Source organism: Acidobacteriota bacterium (genome assembly GCA_030949985.1).
Lineage (GTDB): Bacteria > Acidobacteriota > Polarisedimenticolia > J045 > J045 > JALTMS01.
Genome location: JAUZRX010000017.1, coordinates 47546 through 72897 on the forward strand (window position 1 = coordinate 47546; position 25352 = coordinate 72897).

The following is a 25352-nucleotide window of genomic DNA, read 5'->3' on the forward strand; positions in this document are numbered from 1 at the left end:
GCCCGCCGGGAGGGAGACTCGAATGAACGCGGACAAGCTGACCACCAAGTCGCGGGATGCTCTGGTCTCCGCCCAGCAGATCGCGGCGGAGCATACACACCAGGAGATCACCGGTCTGCACCTGCTCGCGGCTCTGCTCGGCCAGGACGACGGCCTGGTGCGTCCGATCCTCGAACGAGCGGGCGTGCCCCTCGACGCTTTGCTGGGAGACCTGGAGCGGGAACTCCAGGGCCGGCCCCGGGTGGAGGGTGGCGAGCCCTACATGGGACGCGAGCTGAGCCAGGCCCTGCGCCTGGCGGAGAAGGACTCGGCGGCCAGGGGGGACGCATACGTCTCCACCGAGCACCTGCTGCTGGGCCTGGTGGCCGCCGGCGGCGCGGCGGGGGAACTGCTCGGACGTCACGGCGCCGAGACTGGGCGCCTGGCCGCCGCGGTGGAAGCGGTGCGCGGCACCCAGCGGGTCACCGGCCCTGACCCGGAAAACAAGTATCGGGCCCTCGAGAAGTACTGCTCGGACATGACCGCCCTGGCCCGGGAGGGCAAGCTCGACCCTGTCATCGGTCGCGACGAGGAGATCCGCCGCACCATGCAGGTGCTCTCCCGCCGCACGAAGAACAACCCGGTGCTGATCGGTCCTCCCGGCGTGGGCAAGACGGCCATCGTCGAGGGCATCGCCCAGCGCATCGCCGCGGGCGACGTGCCCGATTCCCTGCGCCACAAGAGCGTGCTGGCCCTCGACCTGGGGGCCCTGGTGGCCGGAGCCAAGTACCGCGGCGAGTTCGAGGATCGGCTCAAGGCCGTCCTCGAAGAGGTCACCGCCGCCGAGGGGCGGATCATCCTTTTCATCGACGAGATGCACACCCTGGTCGGCGCCGGCGCCGCCGAGGGGGGCCAGGATGCGGCCAACATGCTCAAGCCGGCCCTGGCCCGCGGCCAGCTTCGCTGCATCGGCGCGACGACCCTCGACGAATACCGCAAGCACGTGGAGAAGGACAAGGCCCTCGAGCGGCGCTTCCAGCCCGTGTTCATCGGTGAGCCCAGCGTCGAGGACGCCCTGGCGATTCTCCGCGGCCTGAAGGAGAAGTACGAGGTCCACCACGGCATTCGCATTTCCGATGCGGCCCTGGTGGCCGCCGCCCGCCTGTCGCACCGCTATATCGCCGACCGCTTCCTGCCCGACAAGGCCATCGACCTGGTGGACGAGGCGGCCAGCCGCTTGAAAATGGAAATCGAGTCGGTGCCCGCCGCGATCGACGACGTGGAGCGCGAGCTGACCCGCCTGCAGGTGGAGCTGCAGGCGATGAAGATGGAGGATTCCCCCGAGGCGCGGGCGCGGGTCGGACAGCTCGAAGGAGAAGTCGCCGCCAAGGAAGAGCATGTACGCGCCCTGCGCAGCCGCTGGCAGATCCAGCGGGACCTGGTGCGGCAGATCAAGGAACTCAAGCAGCAGGCCGACGACCTGCGGGGCGAGGTGGAACGTGCCCAGCGGGACGGCGACCTGCAGCGGGCGGCGGAGCTGTCCTACGGCAAGATCCCCGAGATCGACCGGCGCATCGCGCAGCTCCAGGAAGAACTCGCCCGGGCCCAGGCCGCGGGCTCCTTCCTGCGCGAGGAGGTCACCGCCGAGGACATCGCCGCGGTGGTGGCGCGCTGGACCGGCATTCCCGTCTCGCGGATGCTCGAAGGCGAGAGCGAGCGGCTGCTGAAGATGGAAGAGCGCCTGCACCGGAGGGTGGTGGGCCAGGACCACGCCATCGAGCGGGTAGCCAGGGCGATTCGCCTCTCCCGCGCCGGCCTGCAGAACCCCGACCGACCCCTGGGCTCGTTCCTCTTCCTCGGGCCCACCGGTGTGGGCAAGACGGAGCTGGCCAAGGCGCTGGCGGAGTTCCTCTTCGACGACGAGCGCTCGATGGTGCGCATCGACATGAGCGAGTACATGGAGCGTCACGCGGTCAGCCGCCTGATCGGCGCCCCTCCGGGCTACGTGGGCTACGACGAGGGCGGCCAGCTCACCGAGGCGGTACGCCGCCGGCCCTACAGCGTGGTGCTCCTCGACGAGGTGGAAAAGGCGCACCCGGAGGTCTTCAACGTGTTGCTCCAGGTGCTCGACGACGGGCGCCTGACCGATGGCCACGGCCGCACGGTGGACTTCCGCAACACGATCCTGATCATGACCTCCAACGTGGGCAGCCAGTACATCCTCGACATGGAGGACAAGGCCGAGATCGAGCGCCTGTGCCAGCAGGAACTCAAGGCCACCTTCCGCCCCGAGTTCCTCAATCGCATCGACGCGGTGCTGATCTTCGACCGCCTGGACCGGGAGGCGATTCGCCAGATCGTCAGCGTGCAGCTCGAGCGGATGCGCCCGCTGCTGGCCCAGCGGGAGCTGGAGCTGGAGCTGAGCGAGAAGGCCGTCGACTTCCTCGCCGACCAGGGCTACGACCCGGCCTACGGCGCCCGTCCCCTGGGGCGCGTGCTCCGCGAGCAGGTGCTCGAGCCCTTGTCCGAGAAGCTGATCGCCGGCGAGGTGTTGTCCGGCGATCGGATTCGCGTCGACCTGGGCCCGGAGGGCGGGCTCGAGATCGAGCGCATTCCCGGCGCCGCTGCCGAGGTGGCGGGCTGAAGGGGCTCAAGCCGCAGGCGCGCTGACGATCTCCGGGGCGATCGGATCCGTGCCACCAGGTGGCGGTCGCAATCCCACACCGCCAGGTCGAACCCGCGCAAGCAGTCGGCGGGGAACGAGCGCGCGTGAGGACCGCCGATCACCGTCACCGTGCCTCGCCGCTGATAGCAGCGTGAGATGGCATAGGCCAGGGGGCTGGCGTGGGTGTGGCAACCCATGAAGAGAAAATCGAGGTCTTCGGGCAACCTGCAGGAAGGATCACCCACGCCGTAGTAGGTGGCATAGAAAGCCGTATGTCCCGCCTGACGGCACCAGACGGAGATCGCCTGGGGCGTGACGGAGGCGTACTGCCGGGTCATCACTTCACAGTAGGCGCGCTGCCCCCGCGTTTGCGCAGGCAAAGCGAGAATATCGAGCACACCGACCCGCATCGCCCCTCCTCCTGGCTGCTGCGTGACCGAACCTTGCCAGAGGGGTACGCCGAGGGGCTTTGCGGCGCCATTTTTTAAATCGGGAGCGGTTTTCTCGCCGCAAGGTCTGGCTGGAATCTGAATCGAAGGACTTGAATGGCAAGGAGATTCTGTGGTACCTGTTGGCCCTCGCTGTACATTCCATGTGTGACGGGCCATGTGTGACGGGCCGGCTCCGGCCCGTGGGGAGGCGTTCGATGCAGACGAAGGCGAAGCGAAGGTCTCTCTCTCTCTCGTAGCTCTTCTTGTCTCGGTTCTTAGTCCTCCGGTCATGGCGATCACAGGCCCAGATCCCTGTGTCGAGGTGGATGACGACTACCTGACGCCGACCTGGCCGGCGATCAGCGGCAATGATGGGACGCTGCTTACCGAGGTGGCACCGCTCACCGGGAACGTCTGGATCTGGGCTGCTCCCGACGACGCACCGCCCTCGGCCTCCACGGCGATTCTCGCTCTTGGCCAGAACGTGCTGGTTTCCGCCTACCGGTCGGACAGCGATCCTCCGATTGACAAGACCACGAACCCTCTTGGGCAATACTCGGTCAACGTACCGACCAAGACAGGGACTCTCGTTGCAGATCTTGTTTCCCCCGACTTTTCAGTCTTCTCCGCCGCACTCGATTCGGGAACCCTCAATGCGGATTGCGACGGCGATGGAGTGGCAGATGGCTCCTTGTACCGGGTCACTCAGACATGGGATACCGACGTTTCCCTGGAGTACGACTTCACGCTCGCTGGTAACGGCATGGACGCCAAGACTGCTTCTGGAAACGCTTACCTGCATGTCAATGGTGCCATCGATTGGGTACGGAGCGTCTTGCCGTCCTGGAATCCGGAGATACCCAACGGCAACCAGCCGAATCTGACCGCGATCACCAATGTGCCGAAGCACTGCTACCCGCCCCCCATCGGCGGTTGCGTCTATCTCAACTGCAACGCCAAGTACAGTCCCGGCACCAACCGAATTCTCACCGGCGCCGGTGGCGACTGCGGCAACGGTCAGACCGCGACGAATACAGCCAGTTCGACAATCCTGCGCCACGAGTTCGGGCATCTTTTCGTGCGAACCCACTCGATCTTGACGAATCCCGCTGCCTGCAATGAGAATGACTACTATGGCTTCGATGAGGGGGTGTCTGACGCTTTCGCTGCCCTCTCCCTGGGCACAAGCTGCATTGGTGAGGGTTTCCTGTCTGCGGGATGTCTCCGAGACCTGGATAACGAAACTCAGTACCCTGTCAACGGGACCGATTCTCACGCGAAGGGCAAGCCTATCGCAGCCGCTTTCTGGCATCTTCGAGAGGACATCATTGCTGCAAATCCGACGAATGGAGCGCGAGATACGAAGGCTCTGTTTCTCTTGGCACTGCAAAACAACACAGCGTGTTGGGATTCCATTCGATCTGATCTGGTAGAAGTAGACAGTAGCTTCTTTTCAGGCCAGTATTCAGCGCTCATCAATGCTGCGTTGAACCGTCACAATATTCCATGATGCTCTGGTTGCGTTCTGTCAGAGGTTGCCGGGGTTCTCTTCATGGACGAGAGGTGGGGCTCCTCTGGAGACAGGTGCTGCTACTCGCATGGCTGTCGCTCTACCTGGTCATTGACGCAACACCTTGTGTCCTGGCCCAAACGTGGGCATCGGCGCTGAGTTCCTCGGCGCAGGACGATAGCGCTGACGCGGTCATGGCCACCAGTGGTGGCCGGTGGATTCTCGCTGGAGCTGCCAATCAGGACGGCAATCGGGACGATGCCCTTCTAGTGGCGGTCGATGCTCAGGGCGACGTGATCTGGTCTGCTGCCTATGGTGGTTCTTCACGAGAAGTCCTGCGGGATCTGATCGCGTTGGATGGTGGACAAGTGATGGCGATTGGGTCGACGAGATCTTTCGGCATGGGATACGCGGACGCTCTGATCATGGTTGTAAATGCGCGGGGGAAAGTCGTCTGGGCACGGGCCTACGGCATGGATCAAGAGGAGGCGTTGGTGGCCATGGGGATGGCCGGCAAGGACGCGATCGTGGTTGGCGGAAACTCGAACGACTTTTCCCGAACCGATTTTCTCGTCCTCAAGATAGATCGACTGGGAAGACTTCTCTGGCATCGAACTTACGGTATTGCCGAGGAATTCGAGTCCCTCGAGGACTTGGCCGTCATGCCGGACGGAGGCTTTCTGCTGGTGGGTTCCACCAGCTTTGGCGAGGATTCTCGCGATCACGGGTTGGCTGTCCGAGTTGACGCGTCGGGGGCCATTGTTTGGCAGCGGACTTTTCGCATGCAAGGTGCGGACGTTTTTCGTGCCGTCGTGGTTCTGGACGACGGAGGCTGCCTCATTGCCGGACAGGCTCACACGATTCACAGCATCCTACCGCGGGGCTGGCTGCTTCGCCTGGATTCACACGGCGAGATCGTATGGCACCAGGAGTTGCCGTTCGACAGCCTCGAGGGAGGGAGTTTCTACGATCTGATCCTGACTCCCGAAGGAACGGCTTTGGCTTCTGGAGACTACACTCCCTACGGAGAGCAGGCTTCGGAGGGATGGCTACTCGCCTTCGATCCCTCCGACGGGTCGGTGTTCTGGCAGCGGTCATACGGGGATTTCGAGCTTGAGCGTTTGTATGGATCCGTGTGCCTGGCGGACCGAGGTTGCCTCTTTGCTGGATTGACGCGCTCCTACAGCCGTGGCCAGCTTTACAGCCTGAACGACACCCTTATTCTTCGTACCGACGACAACGCAAGCGTTTCCCCCGCCTGCACGATCGGTGGAGTTCCCAATGCCATAGCGGAGCAACAACCTGTGACCGTCGAGTCCTACGCAGGAGTAGAAGGGGAACTGCTGGACCTGACCGTCACGATGATCGGAATGCAAGCTGTGCAGGTGGAAACGTCTCGGGATGAGATCTGCACCGGTGCGACGCTGTTTCCTCCGACAGAGGTTTCGCCGGCGGAATCTCTGACACCTCTGCTGTTCACCGATGCGACCCACCTGGAGTGGGAGGCGGCGGCGCCGAGTGCTTCGGATTCATTCGACCTGTACCGCGGTGACGTGGCCGACCTGGGGCTGGGGGGCGCAGGAGTATGTCTGGCCACGGGCCTGACAGCGCCGGCGGCCACGGATGAGGAGCAGCCCGCTCCGGCGCAGGCGTGGTTCTACCTGGTCGGCGGCGTCAATGCCGCGGGGTGGGGGCCGCTGGGCGTGGCGAGTGACGGCTCCGAGCGACAGGCGGCGACGTACTGCCCGTAGGGTTTCGGCGTAGATTCCAGGGGAGGCCCCCGATGAAGGCGACGACTCTCAGAAGACTCTCAGCGTTCGTGGCTGCCGGCCTGCTGCTCGGGCCGTTCTGGATGTCGGCCTGGGCGGCCTCGCCGCCGGAGCTTTGCGACGGTCGCGACAACGACGCCGACGGCTCGCTGGACGAGGGGTGCCTGCGCACCTGCGGGGATCGGCGGATGACCGTGCTGGCCGCGGTGGCGACCCAGAACAGCAATGCGCTGACCGGCTTCGGGCGTGACCGCGCGGTGGCCTGGGATGGGGCGCGTCTGGCGGTGGTCTGGATGGAACACGACACCGACGGCGGTGCCCAGGATCCGGCGGTTTACCTGCGGCGCTACGACAGCGCGGCCCAGCCGCTGGAAGCGCCGATCGAGGTCGCACCGCTGGTGGATGCCTCCGGCCTGAGTGGCCCCACAGTGACCTCGTCCCCAGGCGGCTATGGCGTGGCCTGGGACGCGGGCACGCCGGGCAACGAGCAGGTGCACTTCGCCTTCGTCGATGGGGCGGGGAACCTCGACGCGGGCCCCGTCGTGGTCAGCGGTGCCGGCTTCCGGGACGACGATCCGGCCATCGCCTGGGACGGCAGCGCCTTCGTCGTGGCCTGGGTTCGGGGACGCGATCACGTCTACATGGCCCGGGTGGCGCCGGATGGCAGTGTGCTGGTACCGGAGACCTGCGTTTCTTGCTCGGTCAGCGCGGGGGCCGCCGAGGTGAGCCTGGCGTTGCGCGGTGAGGAGATCGGCTATGCCTGGGCCGCGGGCGATGGGACGGGCACGATCCGCTTTGCGCGCTCGGCACTCGACGGCAGCCTGCTCGGTTCGGTGGTCGACCTGTCGTCGGGCAACGGAGGAGACGATCCGAGCCTGGTGGCCACTGCTGCCGGCTGGGCCGTGGCCTGGTCGGAGAGGCCTGGCATCCTGGGTTCCACCGAGATCCGTTTTCAGCGTCTGAATGCCGCGGGAACTCCCCTCGACACGGCCAGCCGCCTCGACGACGGGGTGACGACCTATGCCATCGATCCGGCGGTGGTCTGGACCGGCGAGGAGTACCTGGTCACGTGGGTGGCCTACTGGCCCGGCGGTGGTTTCGGCGACCAGTGGCAGCTCGCCGCGCGGCAGGCGGACGATCAGGGGGTGGCCCAGGGCGCCGTCTCCCTGCACCAGGAAGACGTGATCTACGACTTCGCCCGCGTCTCCACCGTCTGGACGGGCTCGTACCTGGGCGTCGTCTGGCGCTTCCAGGTGGGCGACATCGGCCCGCTGCAGAGCTTCGTGCGCATCGGCGGCCTGCGCTGCTGCGCCGATGGCGATGGCGACGGCGTGAGCTGGTGTGACGGCGACGCCGACGATGGCGACGCGACGGTCTTTCCCGATGCCACCGAGGCCTGCGACGGCCGCGACAACGACCTCGACGGCTCCCTCGACGAGGGCTGCGAGCGCTCCTGCGAGGCGGCGCCGGTGGCGGCGATGGAAGACTTCGGCACCCAGCAGGATTCCGGCGTGGCCCTGGCCACCGGCGGCGACGAAGTCTTCTTGGTGCATGCCGACCCGGCTGCCCCCGGCGTGCAGCTCGTCGTCGAGCGGGGCGACGCGCCCTGGAGTACCGAGCGCGTGGAAGAAGACGAGGCCATCAGCACCCAGCCCGCCGCCACCTGGACCGGCACGCGCATCGCCGCGGTCTTCCGCGACGCGCGCGAGGCCGACCCGCGCCTGCGGGTGACCCTGCGCGACGGGTTGGGCGCCGCGCCGGTCTATGACGAGCCGGTGGCCCCGGCCGCGTTTGGCACCGAGGCGCCCGTTCTGGCGTGGGACGGCCTGGGCCTGGCCCTCGGCTGGCGGGAAGGTGCGGACGCCTCCCTGGCCTTCACGCGCCTGCTCGACAGCGGCAACCGGCTGCTCGACGGGCTGATCCTGGCTTCCGGCGTGGGCAGCGAAGTGCCCGAACTGGCCCTCGCCCCGGAAGGTGACGGTGGCGTGGCCCTGGCGCTGCTCGAGCCCGCAGCCGGTGGCCTCGGGGTGAGCTTCGAGCGGCGGGACCGCTTCGGCGCGGCCCGTCATCCCGGCGGCGACCCTGCCGTCGATCCCCGGACCCCCGTCGCCGCGCCGGCCCCCGGTCGCCGCGACCCTGCCGTGGTCGCCACCTCCTCGGGCTACCTGGTGACCTGGTCCGGCCCCGAAGGCCCCGGTGGCCGGCGGGAGATCATCCTGGCTCACCTGGACGGGGAAGGGCAGGTGGTCTCCGGTCCGGCTGCCGTCACCGAAGCCGGTGGTCGGTCGGACCAGCCCGCGCTGGTCTGGACCGGCGACGAGGCCCTGCTGCTGTTCCGCGATTTCCGCGATGGAGGCCGCAGTCGACCCTTCCGGGTGCGCCTGTCGGCCAGCGGCCAGCGCCTGGGGCCCGACGTGCCCGTGGGCGATGACCGGGACGTGGACTCCCTCGCCGCCTCCTGGGACGGGCAGCGGGTGCGCCTGGCCTGGAGTCGGCAGGAGCCGAGTGCCTGGGCCGTTCGGGCGGGCGCCCTGGACTGCGCTGCCGCCGGCGTACCCTCCCTGGTGCGCCGCCTGCGCTTCGTCGACGAGACCACCCTCGCCTGGGAGACGGTGGAGGCCGCGGTCTACGACGTGGTCAGCGGCGACCTGGGGGCTCTGGCCCGGGGCGAGGGCTTCGCCGCCGCCACCGACACCTGCGAGGCCAACGACCTGGCTGCCACGGAGTTGGCTGTCGGCGATCGGGCGCTGCCCGCCTTCTACCTGGCGCGGGCGTCGGTGGGGGCCAGCGCGGGCTCCTACGCTCCCGATGACGGCGCTCGCACGCCGGATCGCGATGCCGGGATCGCGGCGGCGGCCGCCACCTGCCCCTGAGCTTGCGTTCCTGTCCGCATCGCCTCTGCTGCCTTCCAGGCGTTTGCGGACCCTTTCGGACTTATTGGAACCACTTGCTCCGCTGAAGCATCGGCATTCGTTCGCCAAAAACACGCAAGAAAACCCCGAAAAGGGGAGGGTTTACACCCATTGGGTTATCAGGTAAGTAAAAGCGCGCCGGCCGGCGCGCGCAGGTGCTGGAAGAGAGGCCACCGGGGAGCGCTGGGCGTAAGCGGCCAGGTCAGCGCCAAAGACATGGCGTTGTCTGGGATGAGGAAGGAAAGAGGAGGAGCCCCCTGCGTTTCGGCCTGCTCGCAACGCTCGGTGCGATCGGGTGGATCGGGGCGGGCGTGGTGATGGACACGCGCGCCGCCGCGGGAGGCCCCGGAGAGACCACCTGCTTTGCGTGTCACGGCGACCACGAGGACAGCTTCGCGCAGACCGTCCACGGGCGGGCCAACCTGGGCGCCATCGGTACGGCCCGCTGCGAGCTGTGCCACGGCTCGGGTACGGCCCACGCCAAGTCCGGTGGAGAGGCGCCGATCCTCAACCCGGCGACCGGTCCCGCGGAAAAAATTTACAGCAGAATTGGGACTTGACCCTGCTCGATCGTCTGACCCCTCGGGTCCAGATCCTGGAAATGAACGGCCAAAGCTACCGGCCGGGGGAGGCCCGCCGGAGGAAGAAGCCGACGAAAAGCCCCGATCGCGCCACCCCGCCCCCGGTGGGTCAGGTTTCGATTGCCGGGCGGGTCCGATTGAGCTTGCCGCGCTCACGCGTCGAGCGGTCCGTCACTGGCGCTGTCGGCCAGTGCTGCAAGCAGGCAAACCGATCTCCGTCTACATCACTGTTCCGTCTACATCACTGTCGTGATTCGATTCGAAAGGGACGACGCTGAATCGGCTTCTTTCCATAGCGCGTCCCACCAGCGGCGGTCGGACTCGTAGCCGTACTGTTCGAGCAGGTCGAAGAGGGCGGGGCAGGCGGAGAACTGCTCGAGCACGCGCTCGCGGTGTTCGGGCCGGCGCCAGCGGGTCAGGGCGGTGGGGTCCACCGGGCGCAGGCCGTTGAGGGCGCGGCGCAGGTCTTCGGGTACGTCGGCACGGTGGAAATCCGAGAAGCGGCCCCGGTACTCGAGACCCAGCTCCCGGCCCAGCTCTGCCTGAACCCCTTCGGGGTCGGCCACCAGGTCCTCGAAGCGCAAGATGCGCACCGAGTCCAGGTCGCCCCGGGCCTGGGTCTTGGCGATGGCATTGTGGATCTGGACGATGCCGGGGTTGCTGCGCTCGATGCGGTCGCCGTCGACGAAGTACTGTCGGTCCCAGCCGATGAAGTAGTCGTCGGGAACGCTCTGGTGGCGGGAGACCACCAGCGAGCGGGGGTCGCGGACCATGATGATCACGTGCAGGCGCTTGCCGTAGGTGTTGGCGGCGCGGATCGCGTCGATCTCGAAGATGTCCAGGGGGCGCTTGGTGATCCAGGCGCTCGGGTGCCGGCCGATGATCCAGGCCGCGTGGGATTCCCGGCTGAGCATGTGGTGGTTGCTCACCGTGGTGTGAAGCATGTTGTAGAAGAGGGTCGTTCCCGCTCTCGGATAGCCGCAAATCACGATATGCTGCACGATCTGTCTCCCGGGGTTTCCAACCTGGCTCCCGGGGGAATCTAGGGCTCGCGGCAGGCTGCGTGCAAATCCGGAGCCGTGCGGAAGGAGGGGGGGCCGGTGAGGAAAGGACCGTTTCCGATTCTCGGGCGTGGGCACTCGGGAGGGCGCCTGCTCTGCGAGGCCTATATCCGTGCCGGCGTGCGGATGGGGAAGGTGCACCCCCAGCGCAAGGACACGGCCTTTTTCGCCGCTCGCAATTCGGTGATCCACGAGATCTGCATGGCCGCCTTCCGCTATCCGACGATGGGGGAGGAGGCGCGCGGCAGCTTGCAGGAGAAGCTGCGCTCGGAGGTGGAGCGCTTTCACCGCGAGGAGATCGGCGAGCCCGGTCCCTTCGGCTGGAAGATCGGCGTGACGCTCTTTGCCTTGCCGGTGCTGCTCGATGCCTTTCCCCAGGCCCGGGTCGTGCACCTGATCCGTGACGGTCGGGACGTGATGCTCTCCCGCCTCGACGCCCGCATCGCCCGCTTGCACCAGCGGCCGGTGGACCGGCTGACGGTGTTCGCCGATGCCGGCGTGACCCACTTTCGCGGCGAGCCCCTCGGACCCGAAATGATCGCGCGTTACCGCACCGAGCTGGAGTTGCAGCACTGGATCACGGCCGTGCGCTTCGGCATGCAGGGACGCTGCCGGCCGGAACAGTACCTGGAGGTGCGTTACGAGGATCTCTGCCGGGAGCCGGTACCAACCCTCGAGCGGGTCTTCGCCTTTCTCCGCCTGCCCCTGGGCGACGCGGCGCGGGAGTAGATCTCCGGGGTCGCCCGCACCGACCGCATCGGCAAGTGGCGGGCCCTGCCGCCGGAGACCCTCGAGGCGCTGATCGCTCCCGGCATGGAGCTGCTGGTCGAACTGGGTTACACCGACACTCGGAGCCCGTGAGCCGGGCGGGGCGTGGGTGGCCGGGGGACGCCGAAGCCACCCACACCGAATCGTTCAGGAGCGCAAGGTGTTGAGAGCGGAGCCGGCGCGGAACCACTCGATTTCGCCCTCGGTGAAGCTGTGCCGCACCTGGATCCGCTCTTCGCCGCCGTCGGGGTGGCGGATGACCACCGTCAGCGTCTTGCCGGGAGCCATCTCGGCCAGGCCGACGATGCTCAGCCGGTCGCGGGGTCCGATCTTCTCGTAGTCGGCCGGATCGGCGAAGGTCAGCGCCAGGATGCCCTGCTTTTTGAGGTTGGTCTCGTGGATCCGGGCGAAGGAACGCGCGATCACCGCCCGGGCGCCGAGGTGGCGCGGGCACATGGCCGCGTGCTCCCGCGACGAGCCCTCGCCGTAGTTTTCGTCTCCCACCGCGACCCAGCCCAGTCCCTCGGCCTTGTAATGCCGCGCGATGGCCGGTAGCGGGCCCACCTCGCCGGTGAGCACGTCGATGCCCGTTCCCGGTTCGTCGGTGAAGGCGTTGTTGGCGCCGGTGAACATGTTGTCGGAGATGCGATCGAGGTGGCCGCGGAAGCGCAGCCACGGGCCGGCGGGGGAGATGTGGTCGGTGGTGCACTTGCCTCGGGCCTTGAGCAGCACCGCCAGGCCCTCGAGGTCCCGGCCGTCCCACGGGGCGAAGGGCTCGAGAAGCTGCAGGCGCTCGCTGTCCGGGGCCACCGCCACCTGCACCTGGCTGCCGTCGGCGGCCGGAGGCTGGTAGCCGTCCCGGCGCTGCTCGAAGCCCGCCGCGGGCAATTCGTCGGCCACGGGCGGATCGAGACGCACGCCATCGGCCACCGGCTCGCGGGTGAAGTCCACGTCGAGCCGGCCCGCCAGGGCGAAGGCGATCACCGTCTCGGGCGAGCCGATGAAAGCGTGGGTTTCGGGGTTGCCGTCGTTGCGGCGGCGGAAGTTGCGGTTGAAGGAAGTGATGATGGAGTTGGTCGCACCATCTTTCATGTCGTCCCGTTTCCACTGGCCGATGCAGGGGCCGCAGGCGTTGGCCAGAACCGTTGCGCCCAGGGCCTCGAGAGGCTCCAGCAGGCCGTCGCGCTCGACGGTGGCGAAGACCTGGTCGGAGCCGGGGCTGATCAGCAGCGGCACCCTGGCTTTCAGGCCCTTGTCGAGGGCCTGGCGGGCTACGCTCGCCGCCCGGCCGATATCTTCGTAGGAGGAGTTGGTGCACGATCCGATCAGGGCGGCCGACAGCTCGATCGGCCAGCCTTCCTTTTTCGCCTCCGCGCCAAGCTGTTCGACGGGACGTCCGAGGTCGGGAGTGTGGGGGCCGACCACGCGGGGCGTGAGGGCGTCGAGGTCGATTTCGATGATCTCGTCGTAGAACTTTTCGGGGGCGTCGAGCACCTCCGGGTCGGGGCGCAGATCGGAGGCGACCTTCTCGGCCATGGCGGCGATCTCGCCGCGGCCGGTCAGTTCGAGATAACGCTGCTGGCGCTCATCGTAGGGAAAAAGCGAGCAGGTGGCGCCGATCTCGGCTCCCATGTTGGTGATCGTGGCCTTGCCCGTGGCGGAGATCGACGCCGTGCCGGGGCCGAAGTACTCGACGATCTTACCTGTCCCGCCCTTGACGGTGAGGATCTCCGCGACCCTCAGGATGATGTCCTTGGGGGCCGCCCAGCCGCTGAGCGAACCGGTCAGCTTGACGCCCACCAGGCGAGGCCAGCGCAGCGACCAGATCAGTCCGGCCATCACGTCCGCGGCGTCGGCTCCACCCACGCCGATGGCCACCATGCCCAGGCCGCCGGCGTTGGGGGTGTGGGAGTCGGTGCCGATCATCATGCCGCCCGGGAAGGCGTAGTTTTCGAGTACGACCTGGTGGATGATGCCCGAGCCCGGTTTCCAGAAGCCGATGCCGTACTTGGCCGATGCCGAGGCGAGAAAGTCGTAGACCTCGCCGTTCATGTCGTTGGCCGCGGAGAGGTCCTCGGCGACGCCCCGGCGCGCCAGGATCAGGTGGTCGCAATGGGTCGTACTGGGCACCGCCACTTTCTCGCGTCCCGAGAGCATGAACTGCAGCAAGGCCATCTGGGCCGTGGCGTCCTGCATCGCCACCCGGTCGGGGCGGAAGGCGGCGTAGGTCACGCCTCGCTCGGGAGCCGCGTCGAGGGTGTCGATGTGGTTGACGAGAATCTTCTCGGCATAGGTCAGGGGGCGGCCGAGGAGCCGGCGGGCGGTGGCCACGCGCTCCGGCAGCCGCCGGTAGACCTCACGGATCATGGGAATCTGCTCTCGGATGATCGAATCGGACATCGGGCCTCCCGGGGTCCACGCTGGAAGTCGAAGGGTGGGTGGTGGGGCCGGCCGGAGACGTGGTGGGCAGCCGCCGGGCCGACGGCGCCATCCTACTCCTTGGTCCCGGTGGAGGCCAGAGCGTCGCCGGCTTTCCGCGCGGCCTTCTCGGCCCGGCGGGTCCAGGCCGCCACGTAGAGCTGCAGCACCAGGTAGAAGGCGCCGGCGCCGGCGAGGAAGAGCGTGATGCCGTGGGTCGGATCGATCTCGGACTGGAAGAGGAAGAACAGGGTACCGGCCAGGCCCGTGGCCAGCAACGGGCGCATCAGTCGCCAGCCCAGGCGGGAGAGCACCGCACTCTCGACCCGGGCCGCCAGGGCGCGCTGCTCGGCCTCGCTCAGCCCGGGTTTCACCTGTTCCGGTCCTGCTGGAAGACCTTCCAGAAACAAAACACCGTCAGGGCCACCACGGCGGTCCAGGTCAGGCCCATGAACAGGGCCGCCAGCCAGTCTCCGCCGTTCATCGGCTCTCCTCCCGGGGCGGGTGTCCGTCCGGATAGCGCTGCTTCCAGATCGCCCAGACCATCAACAGGAAGCCCGCGTTGAAGACGACGATGACCAGCCGCGTGATCCAGATCGCCGTTTCCCGGTAGCGGGCCTGGAAGGCGATGTTGATGGCGATGGAACTCTGGGGCGCTCCCTGGGGCGCCTGGTAGCGCAGTCCCTGGAGAGACAGCCAGCGCTGAAAATCCTTCGGCCGGAGCACATCGAGCAGGGCGGGGTCGCCGCTCCACTGGGCCACCACCAGTGGCGCGCTGGGGTGCAGGACCACCGTGGCCCAACCGTCGAGGTCCCGCCGCAGCAGGCTGACCCGATCGGCGACCTTGGCCTCGAGGGCGGCCAGGTCGCGCGCGTCGTTCCCTTCCGTGGCAGCCCTGGTGCGGAATTCACCGTCGTACGTTTCCCGGTCGATGATGCCCCAGTGCAGCTTGGGGGCGGGGGCCAGCAGATCGCCGCTCACCACGGCTCCCTGGAACCAGAAGGCGAAGATCAGCAGCAGCAGCACCGGCGTGACGTACTTGAGCACGAAACGGAAGACGCGGGGGACCTGGATCACCGCGCCGCGGTGCATCTCTTCCCAGCCCTTGTCGATGCCATAGACCCACGAGAAGAGAATGATCTCGACGATGGTGAACACCACCAGGCCGATGGTGCCGGCCCAGAAATCCAGCTCGTTCAACGCGCCATAGCGATAGAGCAGCACGATCGGCAGGCTGCCGAGCGTCCAGAAGATCAGCAGCAGGCCCGCGGCGCTGGCGCGGGAGAGCCGCGCCTCGTCTTCGAGGAAACTCATCACCGGCTGGGCCACCGCCACCGAGGAGGTGAAGGCGGCGAAGAAGAGCAGCAGGAACCAGATCGTGCCGAAGATCTGCAAGGCCGGCAGGCCGCGCAGAATCTCCGCCATCGAAACCATGCCGATGGCGAAGGTGCCCTGGCCGGCGATCTCGGGGACCTTGTCGGCGCCGAAGTAGACCGCCGCCGCCGGGATGGCGATCATGCTGCCGAAGATCACCTCGACGAACTCGTTGAGGGAGGCTGTGGTCAGCCCTGTCAGGGTCAGGTCGTCGTTCTGCTTCAGGTACGAGCCGAAGCACTCGAGGCAGCCGTAGCCGATGGAGAGGGTGAAGAAGATCTGCCCCGCCGCGGCCATCCACACCTTGGGGCTGGTCAGAGCGGTCAGGTCCGGTGACCAGAGAAAGCGCAGCCCGTCCCACACGCTGCCCTCGATCCGTCCGAGGGTCAGCACCCTTACCGAGAGGATCAGGCAGAAGAGCAGCAACAGGGGAATGGCGATCTTGGCCAGGGTTTCGATGCCGCGATTGATGCCGCGGAACAAGACCCAGACGTTGAGCGCCAGGGTGATGGCGAGAAAGGTGACCGCGGTGCCGATGCCGGGAAAGTAGCTGTGGGTCGTGCCGTTGCCGAGGAATTCGTCGTAGAACATGCGCAGGTCGACGTAACGCCCGGCATGAGAGACGAAGCTCTCCCGCATGGAGAACCAGGCATAGCCCAGGCACCAGGCCTCGATGTAGGTGTAGTAGAGGATGAAGATCATCGGCAGGGCCACGCCGATCACGCCCAGGTACTTGCCCCAACTCTTGCCGCTCAGCCGCCAGAACATCCCCGGCGTGGTGCCGTGACCCCAGCGGCCTCCCATCCGTCCCACGGTCCAGGCGACCCACATCATCGGCAGGCCGAAGAGCAACAGCGAGAGGATGTAGGGGATCATGAAGGCGCCGCCGCCGTGCTGGGCGGCCTGGCCCGGAAAGCGCAGCAGGTTACCGATGCCCACGGCACTGCCGGCGGCGGCCAGGATCACGCCGATCCTCGAGCCCCAGGATTCCCGTTGCTGCTCAGACATCTCGCTTCCTTTCAGGCTCCGATGGCGTCGAGCATTTCCGAGACGGCGTCGCCGAGGCCGAGGAAAATCGCGCGCGCGACGATACTGTGTCCGATGTTCAGCTCGAAGACCTGGGGGACGTCGGCGATGGGGGCCACGTTGCGCACCGTCAGGCCGTGGCCGGCAGCCACCCGCAGGCCCAGTGCCTCCGCCCGCGCCGCGGCGGCCACGAAGGCGTCGTAGGCCCGGGCCCGGGCCCGCTCGCTCCCGGCCGCGGCATAGGCGTTGGTGTTCAGTTCCACCGTGCCGACTCCCAGCTCCGCGGCCGCTTCGATCTGCTCGATCTGGGGATCGATGAACAGGGAGACGTCGATGCGCGAGCGCCGCAGGGCGGTGATGTGCCCGCGCAGGCGTCGGCGCAGGCGGGCGGCGTCGATGCCCCCCTCGGTGGTCACCTCGCCCTCCCGTTCGGGCACCAGGGTGACCAGGTGGGGGCGGTGGCGGCGGGCGATTTCCAGCATGCGGGCGGTGGCGGCCATCTCCACATTGAGGCGGGTGCCCACCACCTCGCGCAGTCGCCGCAGGTCGTCGTCCTGGATGTGCCGCCGGTCGCCCCGGATGTGACAGGTGATGCCGTGAGCCCCGGCCAACTCGCAGATCACCGCCGCGGCGATGGGGTCGGGTTCCGCGGCCCGGCGGGCCTGCCTCACGGTAGCCACATGATCGATGTTGACCGACAGACGCGTCATCCTACCTCCCGTTCAGAACGCCAGATTCTTGCACAAAGCCGCCCCGGCTGTGTAGAGGTCCCCGGCCGGCCGGATCGCCGATCCAGGCGCGCCCGCCGCGGCGCTTCAGCCCAACTCCCGCTCGAACAGCGTCACCAGTTCGTCGGCCAGGTCTTCCACCAGGCGGGCGTCGGCGCCTTCGATCATCACCCGGGCCTTGGGTTCGGTCCCCGAGTAGCGCACCACCACGCGGCCTTCGCCGGCCATCCGGCGTTCGGCGTCGGCGACAGCGGCGGCCAGGACGGGATGGTCGGCGATGGCGGGCTTCGAGCGGACCCGTACGTTCTTGAGTACTTGGGGGTAACGCCGGATGCGCGCCGCTGCCTCGAGCAGATCGCCGGCGCCCTGCTTCCACATCCGGGCCAGGGTCAGGGCGGTGAGCACCCCGTCGCCGGTAGGGGCATAGTCCATCAGGATGACGTGGCCCGACTGCTCGCCCCCCAGGCTGAGGTCGCGCCTACGGAGGGCCTCGAGTACGTAGCGGTCACCGACGGGAGTGCGGAGCATGGCCAATCCCTCGGCCTCGAGGGCTTTCTCGAGGCCCAGATTGCTCATCACCGTGGCCACCACGGTGGCTCCCTTGAGCTGCCCCGCCCGGTGCAGGGCGCACCCCATGTAGTAGAGCAGGAAGTCGCCGTCGAGAATCGTGCCGTCGCCGGCAATCGCGATGCAGCGGTCGGCGTCGCCGTCGAAGCAGAAGCCCAGGCTCGCACCGCTGCTGCGCACCAGCTCCGCGGCCACCTCCGGATGGAGCGAGCCGACGCCGTCGTTGATGTTGCGGCCGTCGGGCGCGTCGCCGGTGACCACCACCCCGGCTCCCGCCCGGCGGAAGGCTTCGGGGCCCACCTGGTGGGCCGCGCCGTGGGCGCAGTCCAGGGCCACCAGGACGCCCTCCAGGTCGACCCCCTCCCGGCAGTGGTCCAGGAAGGCCAGGTACTCCTCGAGCAGATGATCGTGGTCGTCGGTCGCGGCGTCGTCACCGACCGGCGGCGCCACGTCCCCGAGGGCCTCCATTTCCGCTTCGATAGAGGCTTCCGAGTGATCGGAGAGCTTGCTGCCGTCGGCGGCGAAAACCTTGACGCCGTTGTCCTCGTAGGGGTTGTGGGAGGCGGAGACCATCAGTCCCGCCGCGAAGTCGTCCCGGCGTGTGAGCAGCGCCAGGCCCGGTGTGGGCAGCACGCCGGCGCTGACCGGCTCGCCCCCGCCGTCACGGATGCCCCGGGACAGGGCGGCGGCGATCCAGCCGCAGGACTCGCGGGTATCCCGCCCCAACAGCACTCGCGGCGGCGCCGATCGTTCCGGCGCGCGAGCGAGGATCACCGCCAGGGCGCGCCCGAGGCGGTAGAGCGTGGATCCGTCGAGGGGGGGGGTGCCCGCCACACCCCTCATACCGTCGGTGCCAAAGAGTTTTCTCATGGTCGTCGTGGATCTCCCCGACCCGTTCCTAGTTGGGCCGTACCTTCACCCGGGCCGGTTCGACCTTCACGTCGGAGACCAGCGCCAGCTCGTCGGTATCAAGATTGCCCCAGGAGAGGGTGACGGCCACCTCGCCGGCCTTGCTGCCCAGGGCATCGACCGATGCCGTGGCCTGGAGCTGTTCGCTGAGAGGGGTGAAGAGTGAGGGGGGGGCAAGGAAGCTGAGGGTCACGGCCTCCGGCTCCACCCGCCATCCCGGTTCACTGGGACGAACGGTGAGTTGCAGCGAGAAGGACGTGGGCACTTCGCGGATCTGCACCCGGGCCCGCACCGTGGCCGGGGCCAGGCGCACGTTGGCCTCGGGCAGCACCAGCTTGAGCATTCGCTCGCTGCTGCGGGTGAGGGCGCTGAGATCGAAGGGTTCGGTGGGCACGTTGCGCACGGAGAGCACTTCTTTTTCGGGGCCGCTGACCTCCACGTCCGAGGGCTTGACCTCGCTCTCCACGACTTCGTAGCCGTCGGGAAGCTCCCCGCCCAGAACCAGCACCACGGGGACCAGGGTGGTCCGACGGGCGTCGAGGGTGACGCTGATCAGGGCATGGACCACGCTGATGTCGGAGACCCCCCGGGGGACCCGCCGGATTTCCTCGGGAACCACGGCCACCCGGTGGCTGCCGGGGGCCAGGTGGGAAACGTCCACCTCGGCGTAGATCTCGTCCGGTGCGACCCGGTCGAGGATCGTGGAACTGCCGGAGAGCTGAATGCCCACCATGGCCGGGGCGGGGTTGGTGACGATCAGATCGGGCCCGGTCTTGAACCGCACCGGCACCTCGTACCAGCGCACTTCCGGCGAGCGGGTCACCACGCTGGCCCAGAGGATGAAGGCCAGCAGGAGGGAAAGCAGCTTGAGGCCCATGTTGCGCCGGAAAAAACCCCTCATGAAAACAGTCCCGCCCGCGCCGAACGCGATTCGAAGAAGCCCGGCGAGGCTTCACCCTCGGCGCCTTCTCCTCCGAGCTGCTCTTCGAGGAAGGCGCGCAGGGCTCGCCCGTCCAGATCCGTGAGCAGGGCGCCGTCGACCGCGACGGAGATCTTGCCCCGCTCCTCGGAGACCACCACCGCCACCGCGTCGGTTTCTTCGGTCACGCCCTTGGCCGCCCGGTGGCGGGTGCCGAAATCCCGCGAGGTGTAGGGGTCGGTGGTCAGGGGCAGAAAGCAGCTCGCCGCCTTGATCCGGCCCTCGCTGATGATCACTGCCCCGTCGTGCAGGGGCGTTTTGGGCGTGAAGATGTTGATCAGCAGGTCGTAACTCACCCGGGCGTCGAGTTCGATGCCGGTCTCGATGTAGTTCTTCAGGCCGTGGGTTCGTTCGAGCACGATCAGGGCGCCGATGCGTCTCGAGCCCATGGCCGAGCAGGCCAGGGAGATGTCCGCGATGATCTGGGCCCGGACGTCATGCTGCCGAAAGCGGCGGAAGGGATTCCGGCCGAACTGGGCCAGGGCCTGCCGGATGGGGTTCTGAAAGATCACGATCACCATGAAGGCGCCGTAGATCAACACCTGGCTCAGGACCCAGTTTACGGCCTGGAGCCGGAGCGGTGAGTAGAGCCCGGTCAGGGCCCACAGCAGCACCACGGCGAGCAGGCCGTAGACCATCTGGACGGCACGGGTGCGCCGGATCAGCAGCATCAGCTGGTAGGTGGCGAACCACAGCACGAGAAGATCGAGCAGGCCCCGGAGCTGGGTGAGCTGGGCGGCGATCAGCCAGAGGAAGTCGAGGATCTCGCTCACCGTGAGCCCTCTGCCGGACCGCGGCGGGGCCAGCCCTGGAGGGGTTCGACCACCGCCAGGGCTTGCCGGGTGGCCGCTACGTCGTGGGCCCGGATAATGCGCGCTCCGGCCAGGACGGCCGCGCAGGCGGCCGCAAGAGAGCCCGCCAGCCTGGCGGCCGGAACCTCCACCCCGCTGCGGAAACCGACGAACATCTTGCGGGACACACCCACGAGAATGGGAAAACCAAGGCTCCTGAAGGAGCCGAGCCGCCGAAGGATCTCCTCGTTGCCCTCCACCGACTTGCCGAAACCGACTCCCGGATCGACGAGGATTCTATCATCCTCGATCCCCGATTCGCGGGCCCGGGCGCTTCTTTCCGCCAGGTGATCGAAGATCTCTTGCAGCAAGTCGTCGTAGCGCGTGTCGGCCTGCATCGAGCGGGGCTCACCCCGCATGTGCATCAGCACCACCGGGCAGCCCCACTCGGCCACCACCCGGGCCAGCGAGGGATCGGCAAGGGCGGAGATGTCGTTGATCATGTCGGCCCCCGCCTCGAGGGCCTGCCGGGCCACGGCCCCCCGGCGCGTATCCACCGAGATGCGCAGGGTCGGCAGTTCCCGGCGGATGCGCCGGACGACGGGAATGACCCGGGCGAGTTCCTCGTCGGTGTCGACGGGTGTGGCGCCGGGGCGGGAGGACTCACCGCCGACATCCACCAGGTCGGCTCCCTCCTCGGCCATCCGGGCGGCCTGCTCGGTGGCGCGGCCGGGGTCGACGAAGAGCCCGCCATCGGAGAACGAGTCCGGCGTGACGTTGATGATGCCCATCACCCGCGCGGCGCCTGCCATGTCCAGGGATGCGCCGTCGGCGAAGCGCAGGGGGCGGGGAGCCGCCTCGTAGGCCTCGAGGGCCGCCGCCAGGACCGGGCCGGCGGGAGGCGGGAGAAGCCGGGTGAAGTCGAGGAGGGCCCGGGCCGGGCCGGCCAGCAGCAGGTGATCGGGACGTTCGAGAAGACACAGCGGCGGGTGGCGGCGCTCGAGGGCCGTGGCGATCGCCGTCCGGTGGGCGGGAGGGCAGCGCAGGACCCGGCAGGGGGTGGGCAGGCCCTCGCCCGCGCTCTCGCACAGATCCCAGGTCCGCACCCCCGCCGTGGCCATGGGGCCTAGCTCGGCTGCTCGACCGGACCTCCCAGCAGGGGGTCGGGATCCCGGTCCTCCCCGGTGACGGCGTCTTCGTTGGTGGCGGGGGCCGGCGAGTCGGGAGCGTCGGGGTTCAGCGGGGGCATGGGAGGCAGAGTCTCGCCGTCCACCAGCCGGCGGATCTCGTCGGCGTCGAGGACTTCCCTTTCGAGCAGGGCCTCGGCCAGCCGCACTAGGGCGTCCCGGTGCTCGGAGAGCAGGGCCGTGGCCCGGTCGTAGGACTCCCGCACGATGCGCTGCACCTCCTGGTCGATGAGAATCGCCGTCTGCTCGGAGTAGTCCTTGTGCCGGGCGATCTCGCGGCCGAGGAAGATCTGCTCGTCTTTCTTGCCGAAGGTCAGGGGGCCGAGTTTGTCGCTCATGCCCCACTCGCAGACCATCCGGCGGGCCAGGTCGGTGGCCCGTTCGATGTCGTTGCCGGCGCCGGTGGTCAGGTGTTCCATGAACAGTTCTTCGGCCACCCGGCCCCCCATCATCACCGCCAGGGTCGCCTCGAGATAGGCCCGGGTGTGGGTGTGCTTGTCGTCTTCCGGAAGTTGCTGGGTGACACCGAGAGCCATGCCCCGGGGGATGATGGTCACCTTGTGCAGTGGATCGGCACAGGGTTCGAGGTGGGCCACCAGGGCGTGGCCCGCCTCGTGGTAGGCGGTGTTCCGCTTCTCCTCGTCGGAGACCAGCAGGCTGCGCCGCTCGACGCCCATCATCACCTTGTCCTTGGCGATCTCGAAGTCGTCCTGGCCCACGGCGCTCTTACCCAGGCGGGCGGCGTAGAGGGCGGCCTCGTTGACCAGGTTGGCCAGGTCGGCGCCGGAGAAGCCCGGCGTGCCCCTGGCGATGACCGACAGGTCCACTTCGCCGAGGGGGATCTTCTCGGTGTGGACCCGCAGGATCTCCTCGCGGCCCCGGACATCGGGCCGGCCCACGACCACCCGGCGGTCGAAGCGCCCCGGCCGCAGCAGGGCGGGGTCGAGCACATCGGGGCGGTTGGTCGCGGCGATCAGGATCACCCCGTCGTTGGATTCGAAGCCGTCCATCTCGACCAGCAGCTGGTTGAGGGTCTGCTCCCGCTCGTCGTGGCCGCCGCCGAGGCCCGCGCCGCGATGTCGCCCCACCGCGTCGATCTCGTCGACGAAGATGATGCAGGGGGCGTTCTTCTTGCCCTGCTCGAAGAGGTCACGCACCCGGGAGGCGCCCACGCCGACGAACATTTCGACGAAATCGGAGCCCGAGATGGAAAAGAAGGGAACGTTGGCCTCGCCGGCGATGGCCCGGGCCAGCAGGGTCTTGCCCGTGCCCGGAGGGCCCATCAGCAGCACGCCCTTGGGGATCTTGCCGCCCAGGCGCTGGAATCGCTGGGGATCCTTGAGGAAGTCGATGATCTCGAGCAGTTCCTGCTTGGCTTCCTCGCAGCCCGCCACGTCACGGAAAGTGATCTTCTTGCCCTGGGGCGTGAGCAGCTTGGCCCGCGACTTGCCGAAGGACAGGGCCTTGTTGCCGCCGGTCTGCATCTGCCGCATGAAGAAGATCCAGATGCCGATGAACAGCAGGATCGGCGCCCAGCTCAGGATCCCCACCAGGATCGTGCCGTCCCGCGGTTTTTCCGCCTTGACGGTCACGCCGTGCTCCCGCAGGCGGTCGATCAGCTTTTCGTCCTTGACCAGGTAGGTGGAGAAGGTGGTGCCGTCCTTGTACTTGCCGTCCACCTGGTAGCCGATGGCATCGCCGGTGATGGTGATCTCTTGTACCCGATCCTCGTCGATCGCCTCGTACAGGGCGCTCTGGGTCAGCGGCTCGGCCGTCTCCGAGGAAGTGGAAAAAAGTTTGATCACAACGATCAGGCCGACGAAGATCGTCGCCCAGATCAGGATCGTCTTGACATGCTGATTCACAAAGATTCCTCCGGCGGGGGCCGATCCGCCGGGGCGGATCTGCGCCAGGGCGCCTGTACGATGATTCTAGGGTGGGGCGGGGGTTGCCGCCATCCGGGACCTTTCGCCGGACTTTCCTGCCTGGGATGCCGCGGCCGGCTCCCGGTCAATCTTCGATGAAGCCGACGTAGGGCAGGTTGCGGTAGGTTTCGTCATCGTCCAGGCCGTAACCCACGACCCACTTGTCCGGGATTTCGAAGCCCCGGTACTCGACGCGGGTCTCGACCTCCCGCCGGGGGACCTTGTCGAGCAGAACGGCGGTGCGGATCCGGGCCGGCCGGCGGGAGGCCATGCGCTCCTGCAGCCGGGTCAGGGTGATCCCGGTGTCCAGGATGTCCTCGATGATCAACAGGTCGGCGCCCTGGATCGGAAAGGGATGGGTGAAAAGGAAGTCGGTGGCGCCGGGATCGTCGGGGTCCTTGTGGGTTTCGAGAAAGCCCACCCGGGTCTTGCGGTCGATGGCCCGCAGAAGGTCGGCGCCGAAGACGAAGGCGCCCTTGAGCACGATCAGGGCGGCGATTTCGCCGTGTTCGGGAGTCTGCTCGGTGATGACTCGGCCCAACTCCCGGACCCGGCGTGCAATCTCTTCGGCGGAATAAAGGACCTCCGGTGCGAGCTTCCTAGCCATCGATGCCTTTCTCCTCGATAGATGAGGCCAGCATGATGACCCCTTTTTCGCGTCGGGCCACCAGTCCCCGGGGAAGGTCCACCCGGCGGCCCCGGCCGCGGGCCTCCACCAGGGCGTCGACCGCCTCGAGGTGCGCCCGGGAGAGCCGCAGGTCGGAACCCCCCAGGCGCTGGAGATGATCCCGCAGCACCAGGCGCCTGAGGGCCGGAGGGAGATCGGCGAGCCGTCGGCGATCGAGGGCCAGGCAGCCGGGGGGAGCGGGCAGGGGGGAAGGGGCGAGCCGCGCGGCGAGGGCGTGCAGGGCCTCTCCCTCTTCCCGGGCCAGGCTCGCCGAGCGCGCGATGCCCGCCAGGGCCTGCCCGCCGAGGGCCCGGGTCAGGGCCGGCAGGACCAGATGGCGGATCCGGTTGCGCGCCGCATCGAGTTCCGCGTTGGAGGCGTCTTCCCGCCAGCCGGCTCCCTGTTCCCGCAGCCACTCCCGCAGGGTGTTCCGCGAAACCCGCAGCAGGGGGCGCCACAGGGGTGGGGCCCAGCGGGTCATGGCACCCGCTCCCGCCAGGCTCGTGCCCCGGGCCAGGCGGTAGAGCACCGTTTCCACCTGGTCCTCGAGCTGGTGTCCGAGGGCGATGACCTCCGCCTTCTCGGTGGCGGCGGTGCGCCGCAGAAAGTCGTGCCGAACCCGCCGGGCGCAGAGTTCGAGGCTCTCTCCGCGCCGGGGGCGGGTCTGCAGCCGTCGGCCGCGGCAGGGCACGTCGAGGCGACGGCAGACCTCCTCGACGAAGCAGCGGTCCGCCGCGGAGGCTTCGCCTCGCAGGCCGTGGTCCAGGGTGGCGGCGGCCAGGGTCCAGCCCCGGCCGGGTGCCAGGGCCGCCAACAGGTGGAGCAGGGCCAGGGAGTCGGCGCCTCCCGAGACGGCGACCAGGATGCGCGCCCCCCGGGGCGGGGCCCAGGGACGCGTCACTTCCTCGAGCAGGGCCGGCGGAGCGGCGCGCAGCCAGGGATCGGGGGTGGGACGCTCGGGGGTGGGGGCCATGGCAGGCCTCCAGGCTCTCGGAACGGATGTGGTAGCGGTGCCCGGACTCGAACCGGGGACACAGCGATTATGAGCCGCTTGCTCTACCGACTGAGCTACACCGCCACACGCCACGCCCCACCCGCTTCTCGC

18 protein-coding genes and 1 tRNA gene are annotated in these 25352 nt (G+C 68.1%); 6 read left to right on the forward strand and 13 right to left on the reverse strand.

Annotated features, from left to right (window positions below):
• Positions 1–22: 22 nt before the first annotated feature.
• From clpB to Q9Q40_03885, 5 genes are all read left to right on the forward strand, one after another.
• A complete protein-coding gene (gene clpB, locus Q9Q40_03865) occupies positions 23–2623 on the forward strand; it encodes an ATP-dependent chaperone ClpB (protein ID MDQ7006345.1) in 2601 nt (866 codons plus the stop codon).
• Between the two features lie 774 nt (positions 2624–3397).
• Positions 3398–4585 (forward strand): hypothetical protein, encoded by a 1188-nt coding sequence (locus Q9Q40_03870; GenBank protein MDQ7006346.1) that lies wholly within the window; start codon positions 3398–3400, stop codon positions 4583–4585.
• A 74-nt stretch (positions 4586–4659) separates the two neighbouring features.
• On the forward strand, positions 4660–6336 hold the full coding sequence (locus Q9Q40_03875; GenBank protein ID MDQ7006347.1) for a PQQ-binding-like beta-propeller repeat protein: 1677 nt from the start codon (positions 4660–4662) through the stop codon (positions 6334–6336).
• A gap of 32 nt (positions 6337–6368) precedes the next feature.
• Positions 6369–9227, forward strand: a complete 2859-nt coding sequence (locus Q9Q40_03880) for a putative metal-binding motif-containing protein (GenBank protein MDQ7006348.1) — start codon at positions 6369–6371, stop codon at positions 9225–9227.
• Positions 9228–9580: 353 nt separating this feature from the next.
• Complete coding sequence (locus Q9Q40_03885; protein ID MDQ7006349.1) at positions 9581–9826, forward strand: hypothetical protein; 246 nt, start codon at positions 9581–9583, stop codon at positions 9824–9826.
• 257 nt (positions 9827–10083) lie between these two features.
• Here the strand turns inward: Q9Q40_03885 and Q9Q40_03890 are convergent, their stop codons facing one another.
• Positions 10084–10848 (reverse strand): sulfotransferase, encoded by a 765-nt coding sequence (locus Q9Q40_03890; protein ID MDQ7006350.1) that lies wholly within the window; start codon positions 10846–10848, stop codon positions 10084–10086.
• A 99-nt stretch (positions 10849–10947) separates the two neighbouring features.
• Here Q9Q40_03890 and Q9Q40_03895 point away from each other — a divergent pair, with 99 nt between their 5' ends.
• Positions 10948–11637: a sulfotransferase gene (locus Q9Q40_03895; protein ID MDQ7006351.1), complete on the forward strand. Its 690-nt coding sequence runs from the start codon at positions 10948–10950 to the stop codon at positions 11635–11637.
• A 186-nt stretch (positions 11638–11823) separates the two neighbouring features.
• Here the strand turns inward: Q9Q40_03895 and Q9Q40_03900 are convergent, their stop codons facing one another.
• The 12 genes from Q9Q40_03900 to Q9Q40_03955 form a co-directional block, all read right to left on the reverse strand.
• Positions 11824–14076: an aconitate hydratase gene (locus tag Q9Q40_03900; GenBank protein MDQ7006352.1), complete on the reverse strand. Its 2253-nt coding sequence runs from the start codon at positions 14074–14076 to the stop codon at positions 11824–11826.
• Positions 14077–14168: 92 nt separating this feature from the next.
• Positions 14169–14468 (reverse strand): hypothetical protein, encoded by a 300-nt coding sequence (locus Q9Q40_03905; protein MDQ7006353.1) that lies wholly within the window; start codon positions 14466–14468, stop codon positions 14169–14171.
• 106 nt (positions 14469–14574) lie between these two features.
• Positions 14575–16476 (reverse strand): sodium-dependent transporter, encoded by a 1902-nt coding sequence (locus Q9Q40_03910; GenBank protein ID MDQ7006354.1) that lies wholly within the window; start codon positions 16474–16476, stop codon positions 14575–14577.
• Between the two features lie 11 nt (positions 16477–16487).
• Complete coding sequence (locus Q9Q40_03915) at positions 16488–17204, reverse strand: pyridoxine 5'-phosphate synthase (protein MDQ7006355.1); 717 nt, start codon at positions 17202–17204, stop codon at positions 16488–16490.
• Between the two features lie 105 nt (positions 17205–17309).
• Positions 17310–18659, reverse strand: coding sequence for a phosphoglucosamine mutase (glmM, locus tag Q9Q40_03920; protein MDQ7006356.1), 1350 nt, complete (start codon positions 18657–18659; stop codon positions 17310–17312).
• A gap of 28 nt (positions 18660–18687) precedes the next feature.
• Entirely contained in the window at positions 18688–19599 is a 912-nt protein-coding gene (locus Q9Q40_03925; GenBank protein ID MDQ7006357.1) for a CdaR family protein, read from the reverse strand.
• Positions 19596–20450: a diadenylate cyclase CdaA gene (cdaA, locus tag Q9Q40_03930; protein ID MDQ7006358.1), complete on the reverse strand. Its 855-nt coding sequence runs from the start codon at positions 20448–20450 to the stop codon at positions 19596–19598. The genes Q9Q40_03925 and cdaA overlap by 4 nt, the downstream gene beginning before the upstream one ends.
• Positions 20447–21589 carry a dihydropteroate synthase gene (gene folP / locus Q9Q40_03935; protein ID MDQ7006359.1) on the reverse strand — a complete coding sequence of 381 codons (1143 nt, stop codon included), beginning with the start codon at positions 21587–21589 and terminating at the stop codon, positions 20447–20449. The genes cdaA and folP overlap by 4 nt, the downstream gene beginning before the upstream one ends.
• Positions 21590–21594: 5 nt before the next feature.
• Entirely contained in the window at positions 21595–23520 is a 1926-nt protein-coding gene (ftsH, locus tag Q9Q40_03940; GenBank protein MDQ7006360.1) for an ATP-dependent zinc metalloprotease FtsH, read from the reverse strand.
• A 145-nt stretch (positions 23521–23665) separates the two neighbouring features.
• Complete coding sequence (locus tag Q9Q40_03945) at positions 23666–24187, reverse strand: phosphoribosyltransferase family protein (protein MDQ7006361.1); 522 nt, start codon at positions 24185–24187, stop codon at positions 23666–23668.
• Complete coding sequence (gene tilS / locus Q9Q40_03950; protein MDQ7006362.1) at positions 24180–25220, reverse strand: tRNA lysidine(34) synthetase TilS; 1041 nt, start codon at positions 25218–25220, stop codon at positions 24180–24182. The genes Q9Q40_03945 and tilS overlap by 8 nt, the downstream gene beginning before the upstream one ends.
• Before the next feature lie 29 nt (positions 25221–25249).
• Positions 25250–25325, reverse strand: a tRNA-Met gene (locus Q9Q40_03955).
• Between the last annotated feature and the right edge of the window lie 27 nt (positions 25326–25352).

Bases quoted from the DNA above. Each gene is read 5' to 3' on its own strand.
- clpB (MDQ7006345.1), top strand. From the start codon at position 23: ATGAACGCGGACAAGCTGACCACCAAGTCGCGGGATGCTCTGGTCTCC.
- Q9Q40_03880 (MDQ7006348.1), top strand. From the start codon at position 6,369: ATGAAGGCGACGACTCTCAGAAGACTCTCAGCGTTCGTGGCTGCCGGC.
- Q9Q40_03900 (MDQ7006352.1), bottom strand. From the start codon at position 14,076: ATGTCCGATTCGATCATCCGAGAGCAGATTCCCATGATCCGTGAGGTC.
- Q9Q40_03910 (MDQ7006354.1), bottom strand. From the start codon at position 16,476: ATGTCTGAGCAGCAACGGGAATCCTGGGGCTCGAGGATCGGCGTGATC.
- Q9Q40_03915 (MDQ7006355.1), bottom strand. From the start codon at position 17,204: ATGACGCGTCTGTCGGTCAACATCGATCATGTGGCTACCGTGAGGCAG.
- glmM (MDQ7006356.1), bottom strand. From the start codon at position 18,659: ATGAGAAAACTCTTTGGCACCGACGGTATGAGGGGTGTGGCGGGCACC.
- Q9Q40_03925 (MDQ7006357.1), bottom strand. From the start codon at position 19,599: ATGAGGGGTTTTTTCCGGCGCAACATGGGCCTCAAGCTGCTTTCCCTC.
- folP (MDQ7006359.1), bottom strand. From the start codon at position 21,589: ATGGCCACGGCGGGGGTGCGGACCTGGGATCTGTGCGAGAGCGCGGGC.
- Q9Q40_03945 (MDQ7006361.1), bottom strand. From the start codon at position 24,187: ATGGCTAGGAAGCTCGCACCGGAGGTCCTTTATTCCGCCGAAGAGATT.
- tilS (MDQ7006362.1), bottom strand. From the start codon at position 25,220: ATGGCCCCCACCCCCGAGCGTCCCACCCCCGATCCCTGGCTGCGCGCC.